Here is a 20,023-nt window from a genome sequence, read left to right as displayed (position 1 = left end):
TTGACTACCGACGCATCCCCACCGGCTCCGCCTGCTCCTCCGGAGGCATTGGTGCCGCCGATTCCGCCGGTTCCGCCTGTTCCGCCGGTGGCAATGGAGCTGTTGGTGGCGCTGTCGATGGTGGCTTCGCCGCCGTTGCCGCCAGTGCCACCCTTCCCGCTGGATCCGCCGTTGCCGCCGGCCCCGCCATCACCGGCGGTAGCGGCCCCGGTGCCGTGGTTGACCGCCGCACCGCCGCGGCCGCCGTTGCCGCCGGGGCCGTTGGTGCTGGTGCCGCCGTTTCCGCCGACACCGCCCAGGGCGGTGCCGGTGCCGTCGTTGGTGCCGATGCCGCCGTCTCCGCCGGCGCCGCCGCCGGCGCTGCCGGTGCCGCCGTCGCCGCCGCGCCCGCCGGTGGCGCCGAGGGCGCCGCTGTCTCCGCCTTTGCCGCCACCGCCGCCGAGGCCCCCGGGTGCGGCGTTGCCACCGGCCCCGCCCGCACCGCCGGCGCCGTGGCTACCACCGTGACCTCCGACTCCACCAGCCCCGCCCGGTGTGCCGGCAGCGGCCAGGGCGGCGTTGAACCCGGCCCCGCCCGCACCGCCGTGTCCGCCGGTGGGAATCGCGGTGCCATCAAGGCCGCTGGCCCCGGCCAGGGCACCCGGGCCCCCGGCGGCACCGCCATTGCCGCCCAGACCACCCGCACCGGAATTACCGCCGTTGCCTCCGCTTCCGCCGCCGGGGTACCAGCATCCCCGGCTCCTCCGACGCCGCCGTTGCCAGCTGCTCCTACACCACCGCCGGTGCCGCCGGCCCCGCCACTGCCGTTGGCCCCCGCGCCGCCGAACAGCGCCGAACCCCGCCCACCGGCTCCGCCGATGCCGCCGCTGCCCCCGTTACCGCCGGTGCCGCTGTCTCCACCGTCCCCGCCGGTGGCTCCGGCCGTCACCGCATCAAAGCCGGCACCACCGATCCCGCCGGTGCCCCCGACACCCCCTACCCCGCCTTGCCCGCCCGCCCCGCCCGCGCCGTAGAGCAGGCCGCCATTGCCGCCCGCTCCGCCCATCCCCGCCGTTCCGCCGGTGCCGCCGGCGCCGCCTTTGCCGCCCGCCAGTACCGCCGTGCCCGGCGCACCGGGATCCCCGAGCACCCCCGCCCCGCCGGCCCCGCCGATGCCGCCGGTCCCGCCGGCGCCGAACACCAGCGCGCTACCGCCGGCCCCACCGGTGCCCCCGCTGCCGCCGATTCCCCCTACGCCGCCGGCCCCGCCTGCCCCGCCGTTACCCCACAACCAACCCCCGGTCCCTCCGGCGCCACCAGCACCGCCGCCGACACCGCCAGCTCCACCCATCCCGCCGGACCCCAACAGCCCTGCCGCACCGCCAACCCCGCCCGCACCGCCGGGAGCACCGGAACCACCGGCACCGCCATTGCCCCACAGGATCCCGCCGGCACCGCCGTTTGCCCCGGTCCCCGCAGCACCGTTGGCGCCGTCACCGATCAGCGGACGACCGAGCAACAGATTGGTCGGCGCATTGATCGCACCGAGCACGGCATCTTCCAACAGGCCCAACGGCGAGGTGCTGGCTGCCTCGGCCGCCTCATACGATGCCCCGGCATTGCTCAGCAACCGGGCGAACTGCGACCGAAATGCCGCCGCCTGCGCGCTCGCGGACTGATACGCCGCGCCGTGACCGGAAAACAGCACCGCTATCGCCGCCGACACCTCATCACCGGCAGCGGCTACGACCTCGGTGGTCGAGGCCACCGCCGCCACATTGGCTGCACGCACCGACGACCCGATCCCCGCCGCCTGCGCAGCCGCTGCCGTCAACAAATCCGGTGCTGCAATCACAAATGACATCGAAGGACTCCCTACGGATGCACGAGCCGGAACAAGGTGTTCATAAGTATCACGCTCGCGAGCCGAAAAGGCGGCACTTACCGTGAAGCTTTGTCGTGTCCGGCCGCCAATTACCATGTACCCCACGACAGCGGGCTCATCGACGGGTGCGCCAACGCCCGAGAGCGGCTTAGGGAAGCCGGTTCCAGAACCGTAAAGTTGTTGCAGTGCAGTGCAATACAGAAAAAAGAATCTGCGGAATACGCGATCATTCGCACAGGCGGCGATTCGATGCCTCAAATGAATTTATTATTATGACAGAATAATTTTCGATGTTGTCGGGATGGTTCAATCGACAACTCAAGAACAATGCAAACCCGACTCAAATATGTGTTCGCAAGATCAGCGGCTGGCAATACAGATAATCGGTGGCCGCGTGCAGAGACGACGGTGGGCGGCGCGTTGCACAAGGCGCGGCACGCGTCGCACCGCAGGGCTGCTGCGGCGGAAAATCGTGCCGCGGCAGCCAAGGACACGTCTCAACGGAAGGGCGCCTGAGCGCCACACGGTCAGACCCGGCTGACCGTCACGAACGATTAGCCAGGCCGCCCCGGCTGCCCCGGTTGCCCTGGCTGCCCCGGCTGCCCCGGCTCGCCCGGTTGACCGGGTTCACCACCGCGGCCGGGTTCACCACCGCGGCCGGGTTCACCTCCGGCCCCGCCCGGCCCGCCGGCGCCACCTGGTCCCCCATCGCCACCGCGACCACCGTCACCGCCGCGACCTCCGGCACCGCCTCGGCCACCCGCGCCCCCGCGACCGCCGGCACCGCCGGCGCCACCCCGGCCACCATCACCACCGCGGACGGCGTCGTCTGTCGGTTCGGTCATGAGATCCGCACCGATGTGTAAGCCGAGGACGTGGACATTGTGCTGCCTCCTGGTGGTTTGCCCGATGCAATTCGGTTGACCCTACGCGCACCGGCCGAGGGTGAGAAGGCGACGGCATCCTCGCCCGAGCAGCGTGGCCCCGCAAGCTATACCCTGCCGAGTCGGCCACCGCCGGCCGCGTCGTCCTAGCCGGTGCTGGTGCCACCTACCCCGTCGGCTCCGTCGATGGCACCGCCGGTTCCGTTGGTGAAAGCCGTCCCGCCGGCGCCGCCGGCCCCGCCGGTGGTGCCGGCCCCGCCGGTGCCGCCGTCGCCGGCGACAGCGTCGGCGCTCGACATCTGGTTCTTGATTTCGGCGTTGCCGCCGATTCCACCTGTGCCTCCGGTGCCATTCGAACCGCGGCCGCCGGCCCCGCCGTTGCCGGCCGCAGCCATGCCCATTCCCTCCTGGAAGGCCGCGCCGCCGTTGCCGCCGTCGCCGCCCACGGTCCCGTCCCCGCCCCGGCCGCCAGCGCCCCCGATGGCGCTGCCCGTGGCGTCGTTATTGACGACCCACGCCAGGCCCCCGCTTCCCGCTGCCCCGCCGGCAACGGTGTTTCCGCCGCTGACGCCGTCCGCACCCGCGCCGCCGATGGCGCCACCGGTCCCGCTGTTGAATCCCCTTCCGCCGGAACCGCCCCATCCGGCACCGCCGGGTCCTACACCTGCGACTCCGCCGTTCCCGCCGACAGCGGTCCCGGCGCCGAAGTGGACGCCCAGACCGCCGACGCCGCCCATCCCACCCTTGCCGGTGGTGGCGTTGCCGCCAGCACCGCCCTTGCCGCCGATGGCGAAAGTGGTGTCGACGTCGCTGTAGGTGCCCGCGCTGCCGCCCCTGCCACCGCGTCCGCTGGCGAAGTCTTCGTTGTCCACGCCCGAACCACCGGCTCCGCCGTCGCCCCCGACGACGTTGACTGTCGATGCGGTGTTGGTGACGGTCACGCTGCCGCCATCACCACCAAGCCCGCCGCCACCCACGCTCCCGGTACCGCCCGCGCCGCCGGTGCCGCCGTTGACGTGGCCGAGCCCATCGTTCCGCGCGGCACCGCCTGCGCCGCCGTTTCCGCCGACGGTGCCAGCACCGCCCGCCCCGCCGTCACCCGAGGTGGCCGTGCCCGTCGACAAAGAGCCCTCAGCACGCGCCTCGCCGCCGTTACCGCCAACTCCACCGACTCCGGTTGGGCCGCCGTCGCCGCCGCGGCCGCCGGCGCCGCCCACAGCGTCCCCGGTTCCGGAGTTGGTCCCCGTGCCGCCGACACCGCCGGCGCCGCCGGGGCCACCGCCGGCGCCGTTGCCTCCGTCACCGCCGTCGCCGCCTCTGCCGCCGAATGCTCCGCTGTCACCGCCGTACCCGCCGTACCCGCCGTGGCCGCCGGCCGCCGAAGCACCAGGAGCAGCGTCGCCGCCGCTCCCGCCAGCGCCACCACCCCCGTAGAGGCCACCCGCTCCGCCGTGGCCGCCCTTGCCGCCCGGGGTGCCGGACGGCGCCAGTGATGCGTCAAAGCCGTGGCCGCCGGCACCGCCTTGCCCGCCGTTGCCGGAGATGATGGCTCCGGCCGCGCCGCTGGCTCCGGCGAAGGCGCCGAGTCCCCCGGCGGGCCCGCCCGCGCCGCCCATGCCTACCGCGCCCGGGTTACCTCCGTTGCCGCCCGCGCCGCCATCGGGGGCGGTGGCGTTGCCCGTACCGCCGGTGCCGCCATTGCCGGGTATCCCCGCGTTGCCTCCTGTCCCGCCGGCGCCGCCGTTGCCGTTGGCCCCGGCGGGGCCTGTCGACGAGCCCCGCCCGCCGGCGCCGCCCATTCCGCCGTCACCGCCTGCTCCGCCCGCGCCGCTGTCGCCCCCGGTTCCGCCGGTCGCCCCGGGGGTGGTCGCGTGCCAGCCGGCGCCCCCGATACCACCCGTGCCGCCCGCCCCGCCCGCTCCGCCCTGGCCGCCGGCCCCACCCGCGCCGGAGAGCACGCCTGCGTTACCCCCGGCTCCGCCGATCCCGCCGTGGCCCCCGGCGCCGCCGGTGCCACCGGCGGCGGACACGGTGCCCGGGTCGCCCGGAGTGCCGACGGCGCCGGCAGCGCCGGCTCCACCCACGCCGCCGGCTCCGCCGTTGCCGTGCAACCATGCGTTGCCGCCGACTCCGCCCGCGCCGCCGTTCCCGCCAACGGCGCCGATTCCGCCGGCACCGCCGGCTCCCCCGTTGCCCCACAGCCATCCGCCGGCGCCGCCCACACCGCCGGCCCCGCCGCCGATCCCGCCGCTCCCGCCGGTGCCGCCCGAACCCAGCAGTCCGGCCGCGCCGCCGGCGCCCCCGGCCTGTCCGGGCGCGCCTGACCCGCCGTTGCCGCCATTTCCTAACAGGATTCCGCCTGCACCGCCGGCTTGACCGGTCCCCGGCGCTCCCTCGGCGCCGTTACCGATCAGCGGGCGGCCCGCCATCGCCTTCACGGGGGCATTGAGCACATCCCATGCCTGCTGATTGAGGGCCTGCAACGATGAGGCAGCGGCCGCATCAGCGGTTGCGTAGGACACCGAAGCGCCGCTCAACGCACGGGTGAACGAGGCCTCGAAGGCTGCCGCCTGGGCACCGACAGCCTGGTAGGCGCGGCCGTGGCCGGAAAACAGTGCGGCGATCGCGGTCGACACCTCATCACCCGCGGCGGCCAACACCCTCGTGATCGGCGCCGCAGCCATCAGCTCGGCCGGCCTCAACGCCGACCCAATTCGCTCCACGTGCGCCGCCGCGGCGGTCAAATGCTCCGGTACTGCGACGACATACGACATGGTGCTGCTCCCGGTCTGGCCACCTCGAAGTGAAGCGGCAGGCGCTGTCTTGTTTACGACCGGGAAAAATTTCCGGCGGAGCGCCAATTTAATACGCGAGCCTTCAGTCCGCCGGAAATTCGATAAACAAGAATTGCATTCCAATATTCACGATTGGGCTGGTGGCGCGATACGCAAAGCGCTAAAAGCTGCCTGCTGCAACCTATCTCAACATTTCATGCTTCACTCGCGATGCGTCCGGACAGTTGTCGACCCTACTGGTGGAAATGGCCAAGAGCGAGAACCCTGCGGCTGCGGCAGAATGCAAGAATATTCTAGAACGACGTTTCGACCGAGCCGTCATGAATTGCTGTGGTGGCCTACCCGGGCGGCGCGCGGGCTGTCATCGAGCGACAATGTCCACATGATCGAACTCGAGGTGCGCGACGCCGACATCACCCAACTCGACGTTGACGCCATCGCCAACGGTGCCAACACCCGGCTGCGTTATGGCGGCGGCCATCGCCCGCGGCGGCAGTCGGGCGGTCCAGCGCGAATCTGACGAGAAGGCGCCGATCGGCCGGGGCGAGGCGAGTGAAACCACCGCTGGTGGCATGGCTGCGCGCTACGTGATCCACGCCGCGACAATGGAGCTCGGCGGCCCCACCTCAGCCGACATCGTCAGCCGCGCGTCAGCGTCGAGGCTCTGCAAGGCCGACGAACTGGGTTGCCGATCGCGGGCGCTGGTCGCCTTCGGCGCCGGGGTCGGCGGCTTCCCGTTGCGTGAGGGCACGATTGATGGTCGACGCCGTCCGCCGCACCAACCGCAAGAACTGAACCGTGGCGTGTTCGCAGTTCACGGCGAGGCCGCGGAATAAGCGTTCACCGCTGCCATCCAGGGTTAGCTACCGGACAGATACCGCTCGACGGACTGAACCTTCTGCGTCATCGCATCGGTTGCTCCGGCACGCACGTCGGCCTTGATCACGGTGCTCACCCGGGGCGCCCGCGCGGCCACCGCCTCCACCGCCCGTTGCACCACAGCCATCACTTCCGCCCAGCTGTCACCTTCGATCACGGTGAACATCGAATCCGTCTTGTTGGGCAATCCCGATTCACGAACCACCCGGACGGCCTCGGCGACGATGTCGCCGACGGCCTCCCCCACGCCTATTGGGGTGACTGAAAACGCAACCAGCACAGACACCTCACGAGCCTACTCACCCCTGACGTGGCAGCATCGACGCTCATGCGGGTGTTGGTGCAGCGGGTCTCCTCGGCGGCGGTGCTGGTGGACGATGAAGTCGTCGGCGCCATCCGGCCCGCGGGTCAGGGCTTGCTCGCCTTCGTCGGCGTCACCCACAGCGACGCAGCCGACCAGGCTCGACGTCTTGCCGAAAAGCTGTGGACGCTAAGGATTCTCGACGACGAGAAGTCCGCGTCCGACGTCGGCGCGCCGATCCTGGTGGTCAGCCAGTTCACCTTGTACGCCAACACCGCCAAGGGCCGGCGGCCCTCCTGGAACGCCGCGGCACCCAGGCCCGTTGCTGAGCCGCTCGTGGCCGCCTTTGCCGATGCGCTCCGCGCACGAGGCGCACGCGTAGAGACGGGTACCTTCGGTGCGCATATGCGGGTGGAACTGACCAACGATGGGCCCGTGACAGTTTTGCTGGAGCTATGACGGGTACGTTTGCTGTATGACGACACCCTCATTTGGATCCCTCCGTTCCGACGACGACCAGTGGGACATTGTCAGCGGTGTCGGCTACACCGCGCTGCTCGTCGCGGGTTGGCGCGCGGTGCACGCCCTGAGCGCAAAGCCGTTGGTGCGCGACGACTATGCACAGCATTTCATCACCGCGACCGGCGACCCCTACCTGACCGGGCTGCTCAAGGACCCGGGCACCTCCGAAGACGAGACCACCTTCCCGCGTCTGTACGGCGTGCAGACCCGCTTCTTCGACGACTTCTTCACCAACGCCGGTGAAACCGGCATCGAGCAGGCGGTGATCGTCGCGGCGGGCCTGGACTCGCGGCCATACCGCCTCGACTGGCCCTCAGACGCAACGGTTTTCGAAGTCGACTTGCCGAAGGTACTCGAATTCAAAGCACGGGTGCTTGACGGACTCGGCGCCGAACCCAAGGGGCGCCGGGTCGAGGTCGCGGCGGATCTGCGCACCGACTGGACTGCCGAACTCATCAAGGCCGGCTTCGACCCTCGAGTCCCCACCGCCTGGTCGGTGGAGGGACTGCTGCCCTACCTGACCGGCGACGCCCAGGAAGCGCTGTTCGCTCAGATCCACGCAAACAGCGCACCGGACAGTCGGGTTGCCACCGGCGCGCTGGGTTCCCGTCTGGACCACGACCAACTCGCTGAACTGGAACGGGCGCACCCCGGCGTCAACATGTCCGGCGATGTCGACTTCTCCGCGCTGACCTACGACAACCCAGCGGACCCAGCGCAGTGGCTGCGAGACCATGGCTGGTCTGTCGAGCCCGTCCGGAACACACTGAATCTGCAAGCCGGTTACGGGCTCACCCCGCCGCCGGTGGACGTGAAGATCGACAGCTTCATGCGCTCGCAGTACGTGACCGCCACCCGCTGAACCGTCAAGAGACGGCCACGTGCCGTCGGTAATAGCGGCGACCGTGCACGCGTTGGTAGTGCCACACGGCGGATTGCAGCGCTCCTCGCGGATGCAGCCAAAACCGTTCCGGCACAGCCGAACGAGGAGCGCAACGCCCCACCGATATGTCCGCGACCACAACCCCTTCACCGTCGGTGAGCGAACCTAGCACAGTCCCGTCGGCGGCGACGATCATGGTGCCGCCCTCGAACCGGCCCGCATACCGCAACGGCAACCACGGCATCCGGCACCGCACGGTGCCCGCGTGTGCCGCATGCAGAATCGGGGCACCCACGTAACCGGCGAAGGTTGCCGCCGCCTGCCAGGCCGTCGACGCGTTGCGTTGTTCCAGGCGGCGAAAAGCCGCTCGGGGCCACCAGTCGGGGATCGACCACCAGCCCGAACCCGTCATCGCCAGGTCTATGCGACCACGTAAGCGACGCACCGTCTGGGTGCGCATCAGTTCCCAGCACACCGCGGCGCCTACCGTCAGCCCACCGGCGTCAATCACTCCGTCGTCATGCCCGCCGATGTAGAAAGCGTTCTCCCACATCGTCGGAAGATCCTTGTCGTGTCGGCCGGCCACGCCTTCCGACGTCACAACCAGATACGCATTGCGCACGTCTCCGTCGGTGTCGCGGATCAGCAACGAGCCGCCGATCATCACCTCGTGGCGACGCGCCAAAGCCAGGAGCAGTTCCGTGGCCTTGCCGTCGACCGGCTGTGCCGCGTCGGCAAGTTCGGGCCAGAAACCGATGCCGGTGGTGAAGAACTCCGGCAACGCGATGGTTTGCGCACCCGCGGCGACGGCGTCTTCGACCAGACGTTCCACGGTGGCAAGGTTCGCGTCAACGTCGGCCGGCGCCGCGTCGAGTTGAATTGCGGCACAGCGCATGAGGCCATGCTGCCACACCGGGCTACGGCGTCAACAGGATCTTCACGTCGTCACCGGAACGCGCCGCGGCGGTCGCGTAGCCCCTGGCCGCTTCGTCGAGCGGCAGCGTGCTGGTGAAAATGCCATCGACATCCAGCCGACCCGACTGCAGCAACGGAATCAACTCCGGCCAGGTGCGTTGCACCGGCGCAGTGGTCCATCGCACGGTGATGCTGCGGATCAGGCAGGCCAACGCCGGGAAGGGGAATGGCTGCAGGTCGTGCACACCGACCACCGAGACGGTGCCGCCCGGCCGCACCGCATACAGCGCGTCGGTCAGGGATGCGTCAGTTGCGACGGCATCGATCACCGCGTCCGCCCCGCGGCCACCGGTGGCGGCCAGGATCGTCTCCACCGTCGACGACGCCACTGGCGTCGCGCCCCAATCGACGGCGCGCTGCAGCCGGCCCGCCACCCGATCGACCGCGAAAACCGTTGCGGCGCCCTGGGCGAACGCGCTACGGAGCGCGCACAGACCGACCGCCCCCAGGCCGATGACCGCCACGGTGCCGCCCAGCGGAATGTCCGCTCGCTGGGCCGCCGCCCAGCCGGTCGCCAGATTGTCGGTGAGCAGTAACGCCTGTTCGGTGCTGATACCCTCGGGAATTCTCCGCACCTGGAAGTCGGCCGCGTGCACGGCGAGCAGATCTGTTTGAGCCCCGGGAAGCACACCACCGCCGAAGATCTGCAGACCCGAGTAACACATCACCGGGTCGTTGGTGGCGCACCCCGGGCACCTGCCGCACCCGGCCACCGAGGACACCAGCACTTCGTCGCCGACGTTGACCGATCGCACGTCGGGGCCGGCGTCGACGACGGTGCCGACGGCTTCGTGGCCCAGCGGCACGGGCTCGGCCAGCGGGTAGTCACCCTCGTAGAAGTGCAGGTCTGATCCGCAGATGCCGGCGGCCCGCACCGCGACGATCACGCCGTCCGGCCCGGTCAGCGTGGGGTCGGGACGGGTGTCCACCCGGATGCTGGCCGGCCCGTCGATGACTACCGTGCGCATGGGCTCAGTTCTCCTGTCGCAGAACGAAATCGGACCACTTCGGTTCGCGCACCGCGGCCCAGTATTCGTTGAGGCGCCACGGGCTGACGGTGTGGATCTCGCCGTCGGCGTTCTTGAAGTACGAATGCTTGACGGCCGGGTGCGACCAGACCATCTGCTTGATCTCGGCCTGGGTCCGCTGATGCCACCGCTCGGCCGCCTCGGCGGTGGGCTCCAGCGCGGTGATGTGTTCCTCGGCCATGTGCTGCAGACACTGATTGATATAGCGCATCTGCAGTTCGGATTGGAAGATCAGGCTGCCCCCGTGGGCCAGGTGCGTGCCCGGCCCGTAGAGCAGGAACAGGTTGGGGAATCCGGGCACAGTGATCCCCAGGTGTGCGTACGGCCGGCTTCCCCACAGCTCATGAAGGTCGATCCCGTTGCGGCCGGTGATCTTCAGCGGCCACAACACGTCGGTGTGCCGAAATCCGGTGGCGTACACGATGATGTCGACGTCGTGTGTCACGCCGTCTTCGGTGACGATGCCGCCCGGGGTGATCCGCTGGATCGGTGTCCGCACCAACTCGACGTTGTCGCGTTGCAGCGTCCGCAGCCAACTGCCGTTGTCCTGCAACGTGCGCTTGCCGGTGGCCGGGTAGTCCGGCAGTACCTTGGTCAGCAACTCGGAGCCCTCCGGAAGCTGGCTGGTGATCCACTGGCTGAACATCATCCGGGCCGCGGCGTTGATCTCACTGACCGCGTAGTCCTGGTCGGCGTAGTTCGGGTCGCCGCGCGCCGCGTCCAGGCCCTTGTCGGCGCCCGGCCACAACAGCAGAAACCGGTACCACCGTCCGTAGTACGGCACATGGCGCATCGCCCAGCGCACACCGTCGCCGACTTCGTCGTGATACATCGGGTTGGGAAACATCCATTGCGCGGTGCGCTGGAACACCGTCAGATGCGAGACGTCCCCCGCGATCGCCGGCGCGATCTGGAATCCGCTCGCCCCGGCGCCGACGAGGGCGACCCGCTTACCGGTCAGGTCCACCGAGTGATCCCAGGCCGCGGAGTGAAACGACGGTCCCGCAAAAGTGTCCGCGCCCGCAAAGTCGGGAAGGCGCGGCCGATTCAGCTGACCCACCGCCGTGATGACCGCGCGCGCCCGCGCCGTGCTGACCGCGCCGTCGGCGCCGCGTAGCGCCACGTTCCACACACCCGCCTCGTCGTCCCATTGCGCGCCCAGGACCTCGGTCCGCCAACGGACGGTGCCGCCCAGATCGTGCCTGGCCAATACCGCGGCGAAGTAGCTCTGCAACTCGGGTTGTTCGGCGAAGAAATGGGTCCACTCGTTGTTGGGTTCGAAGCTGTAACAATAGAAATGGTTGGCGACGTCCACCCGGGCGCCGGGATAGCTGTTCTCCCACCAGGTTCCGCCGGGTCCGGCGTTCTTCTCGACGATGGTGAACGGGATGTTGGCCTGTTTGAGCCGGATTCCGGCCAGGATGCCCGATTCTCCGCAACCGATCACCAGCACCGGGAAATCCGCTGCGCTGTCCCGAGGTAGGGCCGCCGGACGGCGCGGATCGACTCCCTCGAGGTCCATCTCCTCCCGCGCCAGGGGCAGGTAGTCGTCGGGAACGTGTTCGCAGGCCGCCCAATCCATCATTTCCCGGATGACGTCGTCACTCAGCGGCGGCGGTTCCGGACAGCCACGGTCGCGGTAGTCGGTCAGCACCGCAAGCGCTTCGGCCCGTGCCCGGTCCTTGTCGTCATCGGACATGAAACCCTGTACCTCGTTGAGGAACAGACCCATCTGCTTGAAGTCGCGCATGTAGCGGGGATCGCCGGTGATGTGGACCAACGACAGCAGCAAGGTCGGGACGCTGACGTCCTGCAGTGCGGCGGCGATCTCGGGTGTGGACGTGGTGAAGGGTTCTCCGGCGTACCGGCTGCGCATCGAACGCGATCCTTTCGGTGGATGCAATTACGCTACGCTACGGTTCGTAATTGACAACCCTACGCTACCCGCGCTGCCGCACGCTGATCAAGATGTCGTGGTGAGGGCCGGCGAAGTGCGAGGATCTGCCCGTGGGTAGACGACGCTTCGGAGATATCCCCGTCAAGATCGCACTGCTGTGCGGAATCTCTGCAGGAGGTGCGGCGGCGGTGATCGGACTGGCTCCCGCCAGCGCGCTGTGGACGGGTTTCTTCGTCTGCGGCAGCGGGAGCCACCTGGCGTACAACACCGCGAGGTTGACCGACATGTCCAGACGGTCGAACACCCGGGTGAACTTCCAATGCGTCGGCGACGCGGGCGGGCTCAACGCCAACCTCTTCGCCATCTACGCGATGCAGGCGGTGGTGGTGGCCGTCGTGCTGGGTGCTGTTCTGGGCGCCATTCGGCTGAGCTATCGGTGGCGGCGCTGATGTCGAACGGTCGCGAGAACCTGTTCTAATCGAGCGCCGGCGCCCGGGTGTGTCCCGGCGGTTTACCGCAGGCCGCGCCCGAGGTTTGTCCGAGTTACGAAACAATACGGAGGCTAGTCTTTCGACGCGCGGAGAAGGTGGGCACGCGATGACACCGCTGCTGACGGCTTGTGGCGGGTTTTTACTCGCCGTGGTGTGGATGGACCTGATCTTCGATGTCCAGGTGCTTGGACATCGCGAGGCCGGCGCCGAACTGCCCGAGCCACTACTGGCGTCGATCGCGGGCTACTACCGCCGGGCCACGACCACGTCCCAGCCGATGGGCCGGTTCATTGCAATGGTGATGCTGATCTTGTTGAGCGCGTTGGGCTTTGAGGCAGCCTACGGTCGCGAACCGGTGTGGTTACTGGTGGCATCGGCCGGTGCGGCAGCCATTCCGGTGGTGGTGGCCCTGGTGCACACCGTCCCCAGTGCGGTTCGGTTGGGCAGCCGCATCGATCCGCCGGACGTGCAGACTCACCTGGCGCGGGCAGTCTGCCGCGATCACCTGCTGTGCTTCGCGTGCATGCTCGCCTTTGTGGCGCTGCGGGTGGCATACGGGCTGGTTGTCTGAAGGGGCCTAGTCGCAGCGCGCCAGACCTGGCTGGCCTGGTCGACGAGATTGGTATTAAACTAGAACACGTTTCAATTATTGCATCGGTCCCGCGCCCCACAGGAGTAGGCATGCACACCGCCCTATGCGATGAACTCGGTATCGAGTTCCCGATCTTCGCTTTCACCCATTGCCGCGATGTCGTCGTCGCTGTCAGCAAAGCCGGCGGGTTCGGGGTGCTGGGCGCTGTCGGCTTCACCCCCGAACAGCTCGAGATCGAACTGAACTGGATCGACGAGAACATCGGCGACCACCCCTATGGTGTGGACATCGTCATCCCGAATAAGTACGAGGGCATGGATGCCCACCTGTCGGCCGAGGAGCTCGCCGAGACGCTGCGCAAGATGGTGCCGCAGGATCACCTCGACTTCGGTAAGAAGATCCTTGCCGACCACGGCGTGCCGGTCGAGGACAGCGACGGTGACAGCCTGCAGCTGCTGGGCTGGACTGAGGCCACCGCCACCCCCCAGGTGGAGGTTGCGCTCAAGCACCCGAAGGTGACGATGATCGCCAATGCGCTGGGCACTCCCCCGGCGGAGATGATCAAGCACATTCATGCTGAGGGGCGCAAGGTGGCGGCGTTGTGCGGTTCGCCGTCGCAGGCCCGCAAGCACGCCGATGCGGGCGTCGACATCATCATCGCCCAGGGCGGCGAGGCCGGTGGCCACTGTGGCGAGGTCGGCTCAATTGTGTTGTGGCCGCAGGTCGTCAAGGAGGTGGCGCCGGTTCCCGTGCTGGCCGCCGGCGGCATCGGCAGCGGCCAGCAGATCGCCGCGGCGTTGGCGCTGGGCGCCCAGGGCGCATGGACCGGTTCGCAGTGGCTGATGGTCGAGGAGTCCTCGAACACTCCGGTTCAGCAGGCCGCTTACATCAAGGCGGGCAGCCGCGACACCGTGCGCAGCCGTTCGTTCACCGGCAAGCCGGCCCGGATGCTGCGTAACGACTGGACCGAGGCATGGGAGCAGCCGGACAACCCCAAGCCGTTGGGAATGCCGTTGCAGTACATGGTTTCCGGCATGGCGGTGCGGGCCACCAACCGCTATCCCAACGAGTCGGTCGACGTGGCATTCAACCCGGTCGGGCAGGTCGTCGGTCAGTTCCAGAAGGTGGAGAAGACCTCCGCCGTCATCGAGCGCTGGGTACAGGAGTACCTGGAGGCAACGACCCGGCTCGACGAACTGAATGCCGCCGCCGCCATCTAGGACTCTCAGTCCAGGTCGTCGTCCTTGCCGGTGAAGACCTCTTTTACCCGGTCGACGGCGTGCGTCCCGATCTCGATGGAGTTCTGCACGATGCCGCTGGCGCCCCCGGCGATGTCGCCGCGGATGATGTCGCTGGCGTGCTCGACGATGTCGGATGCTTTCTCGACGGCGTTGGTGGCGATGTCGCGGACGGCGTCGACGGCATCTTTGGGATCGAAGGCCATGGTGAATCTCCTATTCATCGGCGTTCTGTGACGTTCGGTGGCGGACGTTGAGTATGACAGTAGGCGCCGGAGTCAGTAGTCGACGAGAGTGCGCCAATAGTCTTCGGAAATCTCGCCGCCGGACCGCAGTACCCGCGCCAGCCCGGCGGCCATCGCAATTCCGAGTAGACCGAGCCACAATCCTGCCAGTCCGATAACCCACCACAGCACGGTGGTCACCGCCGGCCAGGGCGACAGTCCGGCCAGCACGGGTGCGAAGAAGAACCCGGTGCCGACGTACCACGCAGAACCGGCACGGTCGGACGCCAAGACGAATCGCAACCATCGCGGAATCGGGGCGTCCGCCATCGGGTCAGTCGCTCAGATCAGGCGGGAAGAACCCGGCCCCGGTGAACCAGCCCTCCTGCCAGCCCTGGGCGCCCAGGCACAGCATCGGCAGACCGGCCGGCGACTGGGCCGCGACCTTGGGGCCGGGGCACGGCGCGCCGATCTGCTGGACACCGCGAAGCGGGTACGAAATGACCCAGTAGCCGGTGGTGGCCGCCGGGAACTGGTTGGGTGGCGGGAAATGACAGGCCTCAGCCTGGCCACTGGGGCCGCGTCCGAAGATGAACCGTTCGTAGTTGTCACACGGCGCACCGAGCGAAGCGTCGTAATTCATCCCGGGGACGTCACCCTCCCAACGTCCGTTGTCGGCACTGGCGACCGGCGCTACCCCGATCATCGACCCCGTGATCGCAGCGGCGGCGAGTAATTCGCGAATCATGTGTTCCGCTCGTCCTTTCCTGGCACCGGTGCCTTGTTCCTCAAGAGCATATCGTTTGCTGTAGTTGCCACAAGGCCATACCCGAAACCACGTAGGACGACGCCGCGGGGCACACGGCCAGCGGTCTGGCTGGGCGACGCATTCATTTGCCGAAGGTTGCGACTGAGCAACATAGGCCGCCCAGTGACTCCGCATGCTCTGCGAAGACGATGTGCATGTAGACCGAGCTTCGGCTTTCGGGCCGGGCGACAACGGCGGGTATGTCGTGGGCCGTGCGGGCAGATGTCCAACGTACCCCTTCGCGGAACGAGCGACGCAGCGGCGCCGATCCTTACTGTCATCCTCAGTTGATTGTCATCCATGGTTGACAATCACGGGTCGTGGTGGTAAGTCTTGATCTGCCGCAGCAATTACTGCGGACCGCGAGAATCGCTCGCGGGTTGTCAAACGATAATTCACTGAAAGGATCAGACCCGATGATTCCTGAAATCGAGCGAGCTGGAAATATCACCTACGTGGGTCGGCTCACTATCGTCGACCACAGCGGAATCAACAGCAATTGTCATCCCGTATTGTGCATGCCAATCGCCGGCACTCAGCAGCGGGCTTGAAAAGTTGACGGACTCTCTGCCTAGTGGGGCAAGGTCCGTAATGCCGTGCCCCACCAGGCAGTAGATGCCTCTGTCCATCATCTTTTCAGGCTCGCATCCGCCCAGTGGACGCGCTAAATGGCCTTGACATCGGTGATGTACTGCAATTGATCGAAATGGAACAGCACTGAGAACGGCATCGTGAAATCAGAAAACTATGCTACCGAAGATAGTATCAGCACAGCAGAGCCCCGATTCGGACGGCCGGCCCCTCGCTCCGGCGCTTATCGACAGGCGGCACCGCGAGGCCCTGGCGTTTGAAGCGCCCTATTTGATCGATCGCCTTGTTCACGATCGGGTGGCGCGCGACCCGGAGTCGGCCGAAAACCTGTTCAGCGAACTAAAGAAATACTTTGTGTTGTGTGCGGTCAGCGCTGACGAACACGTCGCCATGCACTCGAGAATGGTAGACGAAGCCTGGCACACCTTCATCTTGTTCACTTCAGAATACGCTGACTACGGCTACCGTTACTTTGATAAATTTCTGCATCACGCTCCGAATGTCGAAGCATCGCACATGGACTGGCTTTCAGCCGCTGCCGACGATGATGATCATCACAACAGTAGCCACCGGCAAAATTTCCGAAATACCAGCTTTCAGGACTTCGGCGATCGATATAAAGAATTGTTCGGAGAGGCGTTGCCTGCCGTCTGGTACGACGAGCATTTTCTTACACCCGCGAGCCGCGTGATCAATGATAGAGCAGGACAACTCGGTACAAGGATTCACAGTGGCACCGTCGAGCTGTTCGATGTCGTGCGCGGCCGGATCCTGTCAGTCAACGCACTCGGCGGCCCCGCGCTGAATTTCATCGCGCAGCACCAAGATTTTTATATTCGTGAACTGGGTGACACGCTCGCCGATGACGAGAAACTTGGCCTGAGCCGGGCTCTCATCGGAGTGGGCGTGCTGCGGATCGCCTTCTAGCGGTCTCTTGTTCGTTTCGACGAATTTCGATGGACCCTGCAATCGCCTGGACGGAGAGCGATGACGACTCTGGCTTCTGAACGGATACCTGGGCAGCGGGTCTTGCTGCGCCCGCCGCAGATCGATGATGCCGACGCGTTGTTCGAAAGGATCACGTGTGATCCCGAAGCGGCGCGGTACATGCGGTGGGAGCCCCACACCGACGTCGGCCAGACACGGCGGATGGTCGCACAGCGTATGCATGCCAGTGAGGACGACCAAACGTGGATGGTAGCTCTGCAGACCAGTGGCGATGTGGTCGGCTTCATCAGATGCTCGCGTTCGCCGCGCCACGCCGTCGAAATCGGGTGCTGTCTGGGTCGCCAGTGGTGGGGGACGGGACTGATGTTCGAGGCAATTGGTCTCATCGTTCCCGCGTTGGAGGCGGACGCCGAGGTGTACAGGGTATGGGCCACGTGCGCTGTCGACAATTCACGATCGGCAAGGTTGCTCGAGCGCTGCGGCTTTGCGATCGAGGGCAGGTTGGCGCGCTACGGAGTGTGCCCGGTTCTGGACGCAGAACCGCGTGACTTCTTCCTCTACGCAAAGGCGCTGCGGTGAGCGGCTTGGACTATCAAGTGAAGCAAATCAATTCGCCCGGCAGATACGACGGTGACGATTGGGACCCGGCATCCAGCGTCGGCGTCACCGCGACGATAGTCGCCTTGTGGCGGGCGCTTGCGTCCCGGCAACCTGACGCACTTCTCGATGACCCGTTCGCCGAACCGCTGGTACGGGCGGTCGGGCTGGAACCAATCGCCCGTGTTCTTGACGGTGAGGTCGTGATCGGGGCGATCACGAAAGAACGGATCACCGCTCGGACTCGCTTTTTCGATGACTATTTTGTTGTCGCGGGGAGCTCGATACGCCAGGCGGTCATCGTGGCCGCCGGTCTCGACAGCAGGGCATACCGATTGGCATGGCCGCCTGGGACGGTGGTCTACGAGGTGGACCGTCCATCGGTTCTGAATTTCAAGGTCGAGACGCTGGATGCTCTCGGAGCCGTCTCGAAGGTCGATCGACGCCTCGTCGGGGTCGATCTCCGGGACGACTGGCAGGCCGCACTACGTGATGCCGGTTTTGATCCGCATCAGCCAACGGCCTGGAGTGTCGAAGGCCTGTTGGTGTACCTACCGCCATCTGCCCAGAACCTACTATTCGACACCATCACCGTCTTGAGCGCGCCAGGCAGCTTGCTCGCCACCGAAGACGTCGCCGGTTCGGACGGCTTATTCGACCACCGATTGCCGACCCTCACCGAATACTGGCGGCGCGTGGGCCTCGACCTGGACATGGCCGAACTGGTGTATCGCGGCCAACGCGACAGCGTTACCGGCTACTTGACTTCCCGAGGCTGGGAAGTGAGCTCCCACACCGCGCAAGAAATATACGAGCGCAACGGCTTCTCGTTTCCCGCGGAGACGCCGGCCGCGTCCGGTGAGACGGGGTTCGTGACGGCAACACTTCGTAAGACGTGATCGGCAAGGCGCAAACGGCTTCGTAGAAATCTGCCGCTGCGGCCGTCGGAGTGCACGTGCGCGGCCCATCCTCTGCCTGGCTGGGCGGCACGCGCGATATGCCTCATACGGATTCCCCCGCGAGCTCGCGTGAGCGGCACGACGGTCTGGCCCCTCCCCAGCTGTTGGACCGGTCGGCATGTCCCGCTGAGAACACGTTCCAATTCAGCATTGACGGCTTTTCTTCCCAGGCTTCCCAAGTGTGGTGTAGCAAGGAATTATTGGCACCGGACGACCACGCGAACACGGTTACGAGGAGTAGGCAATTGTCAACGACGCCAGCCGAACCGCAAGCAAAGCCCAATCTGCCGCCCGGGTTCGATTTCACCGACCCGGACGTCCATGCCGAGCGGCTGCCGGTGGAGGAGCTGGCCGAACTCCGCCGAACCGCACCGATCTGGTGGAACGAGCAGCCCGACGGGGTGGGTGGTTTCGACGACGGCGGTTTCTGGGTGGTGACTAAGCACAAGGACGTCAAGGAGATCTCCCGGCGCAGCGACGTGTTCTCCAGCCTGGCCAAGACCGCACTCCCCCGGTACAAGGACGGCACCGTCGGCGAGCAGATCGAACGGGGCAAGTTCGTCCTTCTCAATCAGGACGCCCCACTGCACACTCACCTCCGCAAGATCATCTCGCGCGGCTTCACGCCCCGCGCCGTCGAGCGCCTGCGTGACGACCTTGCCGAGCGTGCCCGGCGCATCGTGGAAGTAGCGGCTTCCCAGGGGGCCGGCGACTTCGTCGAGCAGGTGGCCTGCGAGTTGCCGTTGCAGGCCATCGCCGGGCTGCTCGGTGTCCCGCAAGAGGACCGGATGAAGCTGTTCCACTGGTCCAACCAGATGGTGGGTGACCAGGATCCCGAGTTCGCCTCCAACGACGCCATCACCGCCTCGGTGGAACTGATCATGTACGCCATGCAGGTGGCCGCCGACCGGGCCCAGAACCCCGGCGAAGACATCGTCACCAAATTGGTCCAGGCCGACGTCGACGGCCACAAACTGTCCGACGACGAATTCGGCTTCTTCGTCATCCTGCTGGCGGTGGCCGGAAACGAGACCACCCGCAACTCCATCACCCAGGGCATGATGGCCTTCACCGATTTCCCGGACCAGTGGGAGCTCTACAAGCGTGAGCGTCCGGTCACCACGGCCGACGAAATCGTCCGGTGGGCCACGCCGGTGACATCGTTCCAGCGCACCGCGCTGAAGGACTACGAATTGTCCGGTGTGCCGATCAAGAAGGGCCAGCGGGTGGTGATGGTGTACCGCTCGGCGAACTTCGACGAGGACGTCTTCGACGACCCGTTCACCTTCAACATCAAGCGCGATCCCAACCCGCACGTGGGATTCGGTGGTACCGGTGCGCACTACTGCATAGGCGCCAACCTGGCCCGGATGACAATCGACCTGATGTTCAACGCGATCGCCGACGCCATGCCCGACCTGGAATCGGTCGGCAAACCCGAGCGGTTGCGATCGGGCTGGCTCAACGGAATCAAGCACTGGCAGGTGGACTATCACACCGAGGCAACCGCTTCCGGCCAGCAATGTCCGGTCACCCATTGACCACCG

At 67.0% G+C, this 20,023-nt stretch carries 19 protein-coding genes and 1 pseudogene; 11 read left to right on the top strand and 9 right to left on the bottom strand.

What is annotated here, in order from left to right:
- Positions 1 to 4: 4 nt before the first annotated feature.
- Positions 5 to 1,843 (bottom strand): PE family protein, encoded by a 1,839-nt coding sequence (locus tag JX552_RS34130; RefSeq protein WP_205873060.1) that lies wholly within the window; start codon positions 1,841 to 1,843, stop codon positions 5 to 7.
- Positions 1,844 to 2,445: 602 nt separating this feature from the next.
- Here JX552_RS34130 and JX552_RS33365 point away from each other — a divergent pair.
- A complete protein-coding gene (locus JX552_RS33365) occupies positions 2,446 to 2,730 on the top strand; it encodes a hypothetical protein (protein WP_205873059.1) in 285 nt (94 codons plus the stop codon).
- Between the two features lie 164 nt (positions 2,731 to 2,894).
- Here JX552_RS33365 and JX552_RS16060 read toward each other — a convergent pair whose 3' ends face one another.
- Complete coding sequence (locus JX552_RS16060) at positions 2,895 to 5,522, bottom strand: PE family protein (RefSeq protein ID WP_205873058.1); 2,628 nt, start codon at positions 5,520 to 5,522, stop codon at positions 2,895 to 2,897.
- Positions 5,523 to 5,925: 403 nt separating this feature from the next.
- On the opposite strand from JX552_RS16060, the pseudogene JX552_RS16055 reads away from it, so the two are divergent.
- A pseudogene (locus JX552_RS16055) lies at positions 5,926 to 6,379 on the top strand (macro domain-containing protein).
- A gap of 23 nt (positions 6,380 to 6,402) precedes the next feature.
- Here the strand turns inward: JX552_RS16055 and JX552_RS16050 are convergent.
- Positions 6,403 to 6,708, bottom strand: coding sequence for an MTH1187 family thiamine-binding protein (locus JX552_RS16050; protein ID WP_205873057.1), 306 nt, complete (start codon positions 6,706 to 6,708; stop codon positions 6,403 to 6,405).
- Positions 6,709 to 6,750: 42 nt separating this feature from the next.
- On the opposite strand from JX552_RS16050, the gene dtd reads away from it, so the two are divergent.
- Both dtd and JX552_RS16040 read left to right on the top strand, forming a co-directional pair.
- Positions 6,751 to 7,182, top strand: coding sequence for a D-aminoacyl-tRNA deacylase (gene dtd, locus JX552_RS16045; RefSeq protein WP_205873055.1), 432 nt, complete (start codon positions 6,751 to 6,753; stop codon positions 7,180 to 7,182).
- A gap of 16 nt (positions 7,183 to 7,198) precedes the next feature.
- Positions 7,199 to 8,107: a class I SAM-dependent methyltransferase gene (locus JX552_RS16040; protein ID WP_205873053.1), complete on the top strand. Its 909-nt coding sequence runs from the start codon at positions 7,199 to 7,201 to the stop codon at positions 8,105 to 8,107.
- 4 nt (positions 8,108 to 8,111) lie between these two features.
- Here JX552_RS16040 and JX552_RS16035 read toward each other — a convergent pair whose 3' ends face one another.
- From JX552_RS16035 to JX552_RS16025, 3 genes are read right to left on the bottom strand one after another with little or no spacing between them, the layout of a single operon-like run.
- Positions 8,112 to 9,023 carry a carbon-nitrogen hydrolase family protein gene (locus JX552_RS16035; protein ID WP_205873052.1) on the bottom strand — a complete coding sequence of 304 codons (912 nt, stop codon included), beginning with the start codon at positions 9,021 to 9,023 and terminating at the stop codon, positions 8,112 to 8,114.
- 22 nt (positions 9,024 to 9,045) lie between these two features.
- Positions 9,046 to 10,071, bottom strand: coding sequence for a zinc-binding dehydrogenase (locus JX552_RS16030; protein WP_205873051.1), 1,026 nt, complete (start codon positions 10,069 to 10,071; stop codon positions 9,046 to 9,048).
- A gap of 4 nt (positions 10,072 to 10,075) precedes the next feature.
- The gene (locus tag JX552_RS16025) at positions 10,076 to 12,007 is read right to left on the bottom strand and encodes a flavin-containing monooxygenase (protein ID WP_205873050.1); all 1,932 of its coding nucleotides are present in this window, start codon (positions 12,005 to 12,007) and stop codon (positions 10,076 to 10,078) included.
- A gap of 131 nt (positions 12,008 to 12,138) precedes the next feature.
- Between JX552_RS16025 and JX552_RS16020 the strand changes: the two genes are divergently transcribed.
- The 3 genes from JX552_RS16020 to JX552_RS16010 all read left to right on the top strand — a co-directional run bounded on the left by JX552_RS16020 (position 12,139) and on the right by JX552_RS16010 (position 14,331).
- Positions 12,139 to 12,477, top strand: coding sequence for a hypothetical protein (locus JX552_RS16020; RefSeq protein ID WP_205873049.1), 339 nt, complete (start codon positions 12,139 to 12,141; stop codon positions 12,475 to 12,477).
- Between the two features lie 148 nt (positions 12,478 to 12,625).
- Positions 12,626 to 13,090, top strand: a complete 465-nt coding sequence (locus tag JX552_RS16015) for a hypothetical protein (protein ID WP_205873048.1) — start codon at positions 12,626 to 12,628, stop codon at positions 13,088 to 13,090.
- Between the two features lie 110 nt (positions 13,091 to 13,200).
- Positions 13,201 to 14,331, top strand: coding sequence for a nitronate monooxygenase (locus JX552_RS16010; protein WP_205873047.1), 1,131 nt, complete (start codon positions 13,201 to 13,203; stop codon positions 14,329 to 14,331).
- Between the two features lie 5 nt (positions 14,332 to 14,336).
- Here JX552_RS16010 and JX552_RS16005 read toward each other — a convergent pair whose 3' ends face one another.
- The 3 genes from JX552_RS16005 to JX552_RS15995 form a co-directional block, all read right to left on the bottom strand.
- Complete coding sequence (locus tag JX552_RS16005; RefSeq protein WP_055578922.1) at positions 14,337 to 14,555, bottom strand: Rv1893 family protein; 219 nt, start codon at positions 14,553 to 14,555, stop codon at positions 14,337 to 14,339.
- A 72-nt stretch (positions 14,556 to 14,627) separates the two neighbouring features.
- Complete coding sequence (locus tag JX552_RS16000; protein WP_205873046.1) at positions 14,628 to 14,903, bottom strand: hypothetical protein; 276 nt, start codon at positions 14,901 to 14,903, stop codon at positions 14,628 to 14,630.
- A gap of 4 nt (positions 14,904 to 14,907) precedes the next feature.
- Positions 14,908 to 15,321 (bottom strand): hypothetical protein, encoded by a 414-nt coding sequence (locus tag JX552_RS15995; protein ID WP_065135911.1) that lies wholly within the window; start codon positions 15,319 to 15,321, stop codon positions 14,908 to 14,910.
- An 807-nt stretch (positions 15,322 to 16,128) separates the two neighbouring features.
- Between JX552_RS15995 and JX552_RS15990 the strand changes: the two genes are divergently transcribed.
- The 4 genes from JX552_RS15990 to JX552_RS15975 all read left to right on the top strand — a co-directional run bounded on the left by JX552_RS15990 (position 16,129) and on the right by JX552_RS15975 (position 20,017).
- Positions 16,129 to 16,899: a glycine-rich domain-containing protein gene (locus JX552_RS15990; RefSeq protein ID WP_205873045.1), complete on the top strand. Its 771-nt coding sequence runs from the start codon at positions 16,129 to 16,131 to the stop codon at positions 16,897 to 16,899.
- 60 nt (positions 16,900 to 16,959) lie between these two features.
- Positions 16,960 to 17,499, top strand: coding sequence for a GNAT family N-acetyltransferase (locus JX552_RS15985; RefSeq protein ID WP_205873044.1), 540 nt, complete (start codon positions 16,960 to 16,962; stop codon positions 17,497 to 17,499).
- Positions 17,496 to 18,416 (top strand): SAM-dependent methyltransferase, encoded by a 921-nt coding sequence (locus tag JX552_RS15980; protein WP_241010577.1) that lies wholly within the window; start codon positions 17,496 to 17,498, stop codon positions 18,414 to 18,416. Before JX552_RS15985 ends, JX552_RS15980 begins: the two co-directional genes overlap by 4 nt.
- Positions 18,417 to 18,721: 305 nt before the next feature.
- Entirely contained in the window at positions 18,722 to 20,017 is a 1,296-nt protein-coding gene (locus tag JX552_RS15975) for a cytochrome P450 (RefSeq protein WP_205873043.1), read from the top strand.
- The last annotated feature ends 6 nt before the right edge of the window (positions 20,018 to 20,023 follow it).

It is taken from the genome of Mycobacterium gordonae (assembly GCF_017086405.1).
Taxonomy (GTDB): domain Bacteria; phylum Actinomycetota; class Actinomycetes; order Mycobacteriales; family Mycobacteriaceae; genus Mycobacterium; species Mycobacterium gordonae_D.
This window is presented reverse-complemented; position numbering and strand designations above follow the sequence as displayed.

Bases quoted from the DNA above. Each gene is read 5' to 3' on its own strand.
- JX552_RS16000 (WP_205873046.1), bottom strand. From the start codon at position 14,903: ATGGCGGACGCCCCGATTCCGCGATGGTTGCGATTCGTCTTGGCGTCC.
- JX552_RS15995 (WP_065135911.1), bottom strand. From the start codon at position 15,321: ATGATTCGCGAATTACTCGCCGCCGCTGCGATCACGGGGTCGATGATC.
- JX552_RS16030 (WP_205873051.1), bottom strand. From the start codon at position 10,071: ATGCGCACGGTAGTCATCGACGGGCCGGCCAGCATCCGGGTGGACACC.
- JX552_RS16060 (WP_205873058.1), bottom strand. From the start codon at position 5,522: ATGTCGTATGTCGTCGCAGTACCGGAGCATTTGACCGCCGCGGCGGCG.
- JX552_RS16035 (WP_205873052.1), bottom strand. From the start codon at position 9,023: ATGCGCTGTGCCGCAATTCAACTCGACGCGGCGCCGGCCGACGTTGAC.
- JX552_RS16025 (WP_205873050.1), bottom strand. From the start codon at position 12,007: ATGCGCAGCCGGTACGCCGGAGAACCCTTCACCACGTCCACACCCGAG.
- JX552_RS16040 (WP_205873053.1), top strand. From the start codon at position 7,199: ATGACGACACCCTCATTTGGATCCCTCCGTTCCGACGACGACCAGTGG.
- dtd (WP_205873055.1), top strand. From the start codon at position 6,751: ATGCGGGTGTTGGTGCAGCGGGTCTCCTCGGCGGCGGTGCTGGTGGAC.
- JX552_RS15985 (WP_205873044.1), top strand. From the start codon at position 16,960: ATGACGACTCTGGCTTCTGAACGGATACCTGGGCAGCGGGTCTTGCTG.
- JX552_RS16010 (WP_205873047.1), top strand. From the start codon at position 13,201: ATGCACACCGCCCTATGCGATGAACTCGGTATCGAGTTCCCGATCTTC.
- JX552_RS16015 (WP_205873048.1), top strand. From the start codon at position 12,626: ATGACACCGCTGCTGACGGCTTGTGGCGGGTTTTTACTCGCCGTGGTG.
- JX552_RS16005 (WP_055578922.1), bottom strand. From the start codon at position 14,555: ATGGCCTTCGATCCCAAAGATGCCGTCGACGCCGTCCGCGACATCGCC.
- JX552_RS15990 (WP_205873045.1), top strand. From the start codon at position 16,129: ATGCTACCGAAGATAGTATCAGCACAGCAGAGCCCCGATTCGGACGGC.
- JX552_RS34130 (WP_205873060.1), bottom strand. From the start codon at position 1,843: ATGTCATTTGTGATTGCAGCACCGGATTTGTTGACGGCAGCGGCTGCG.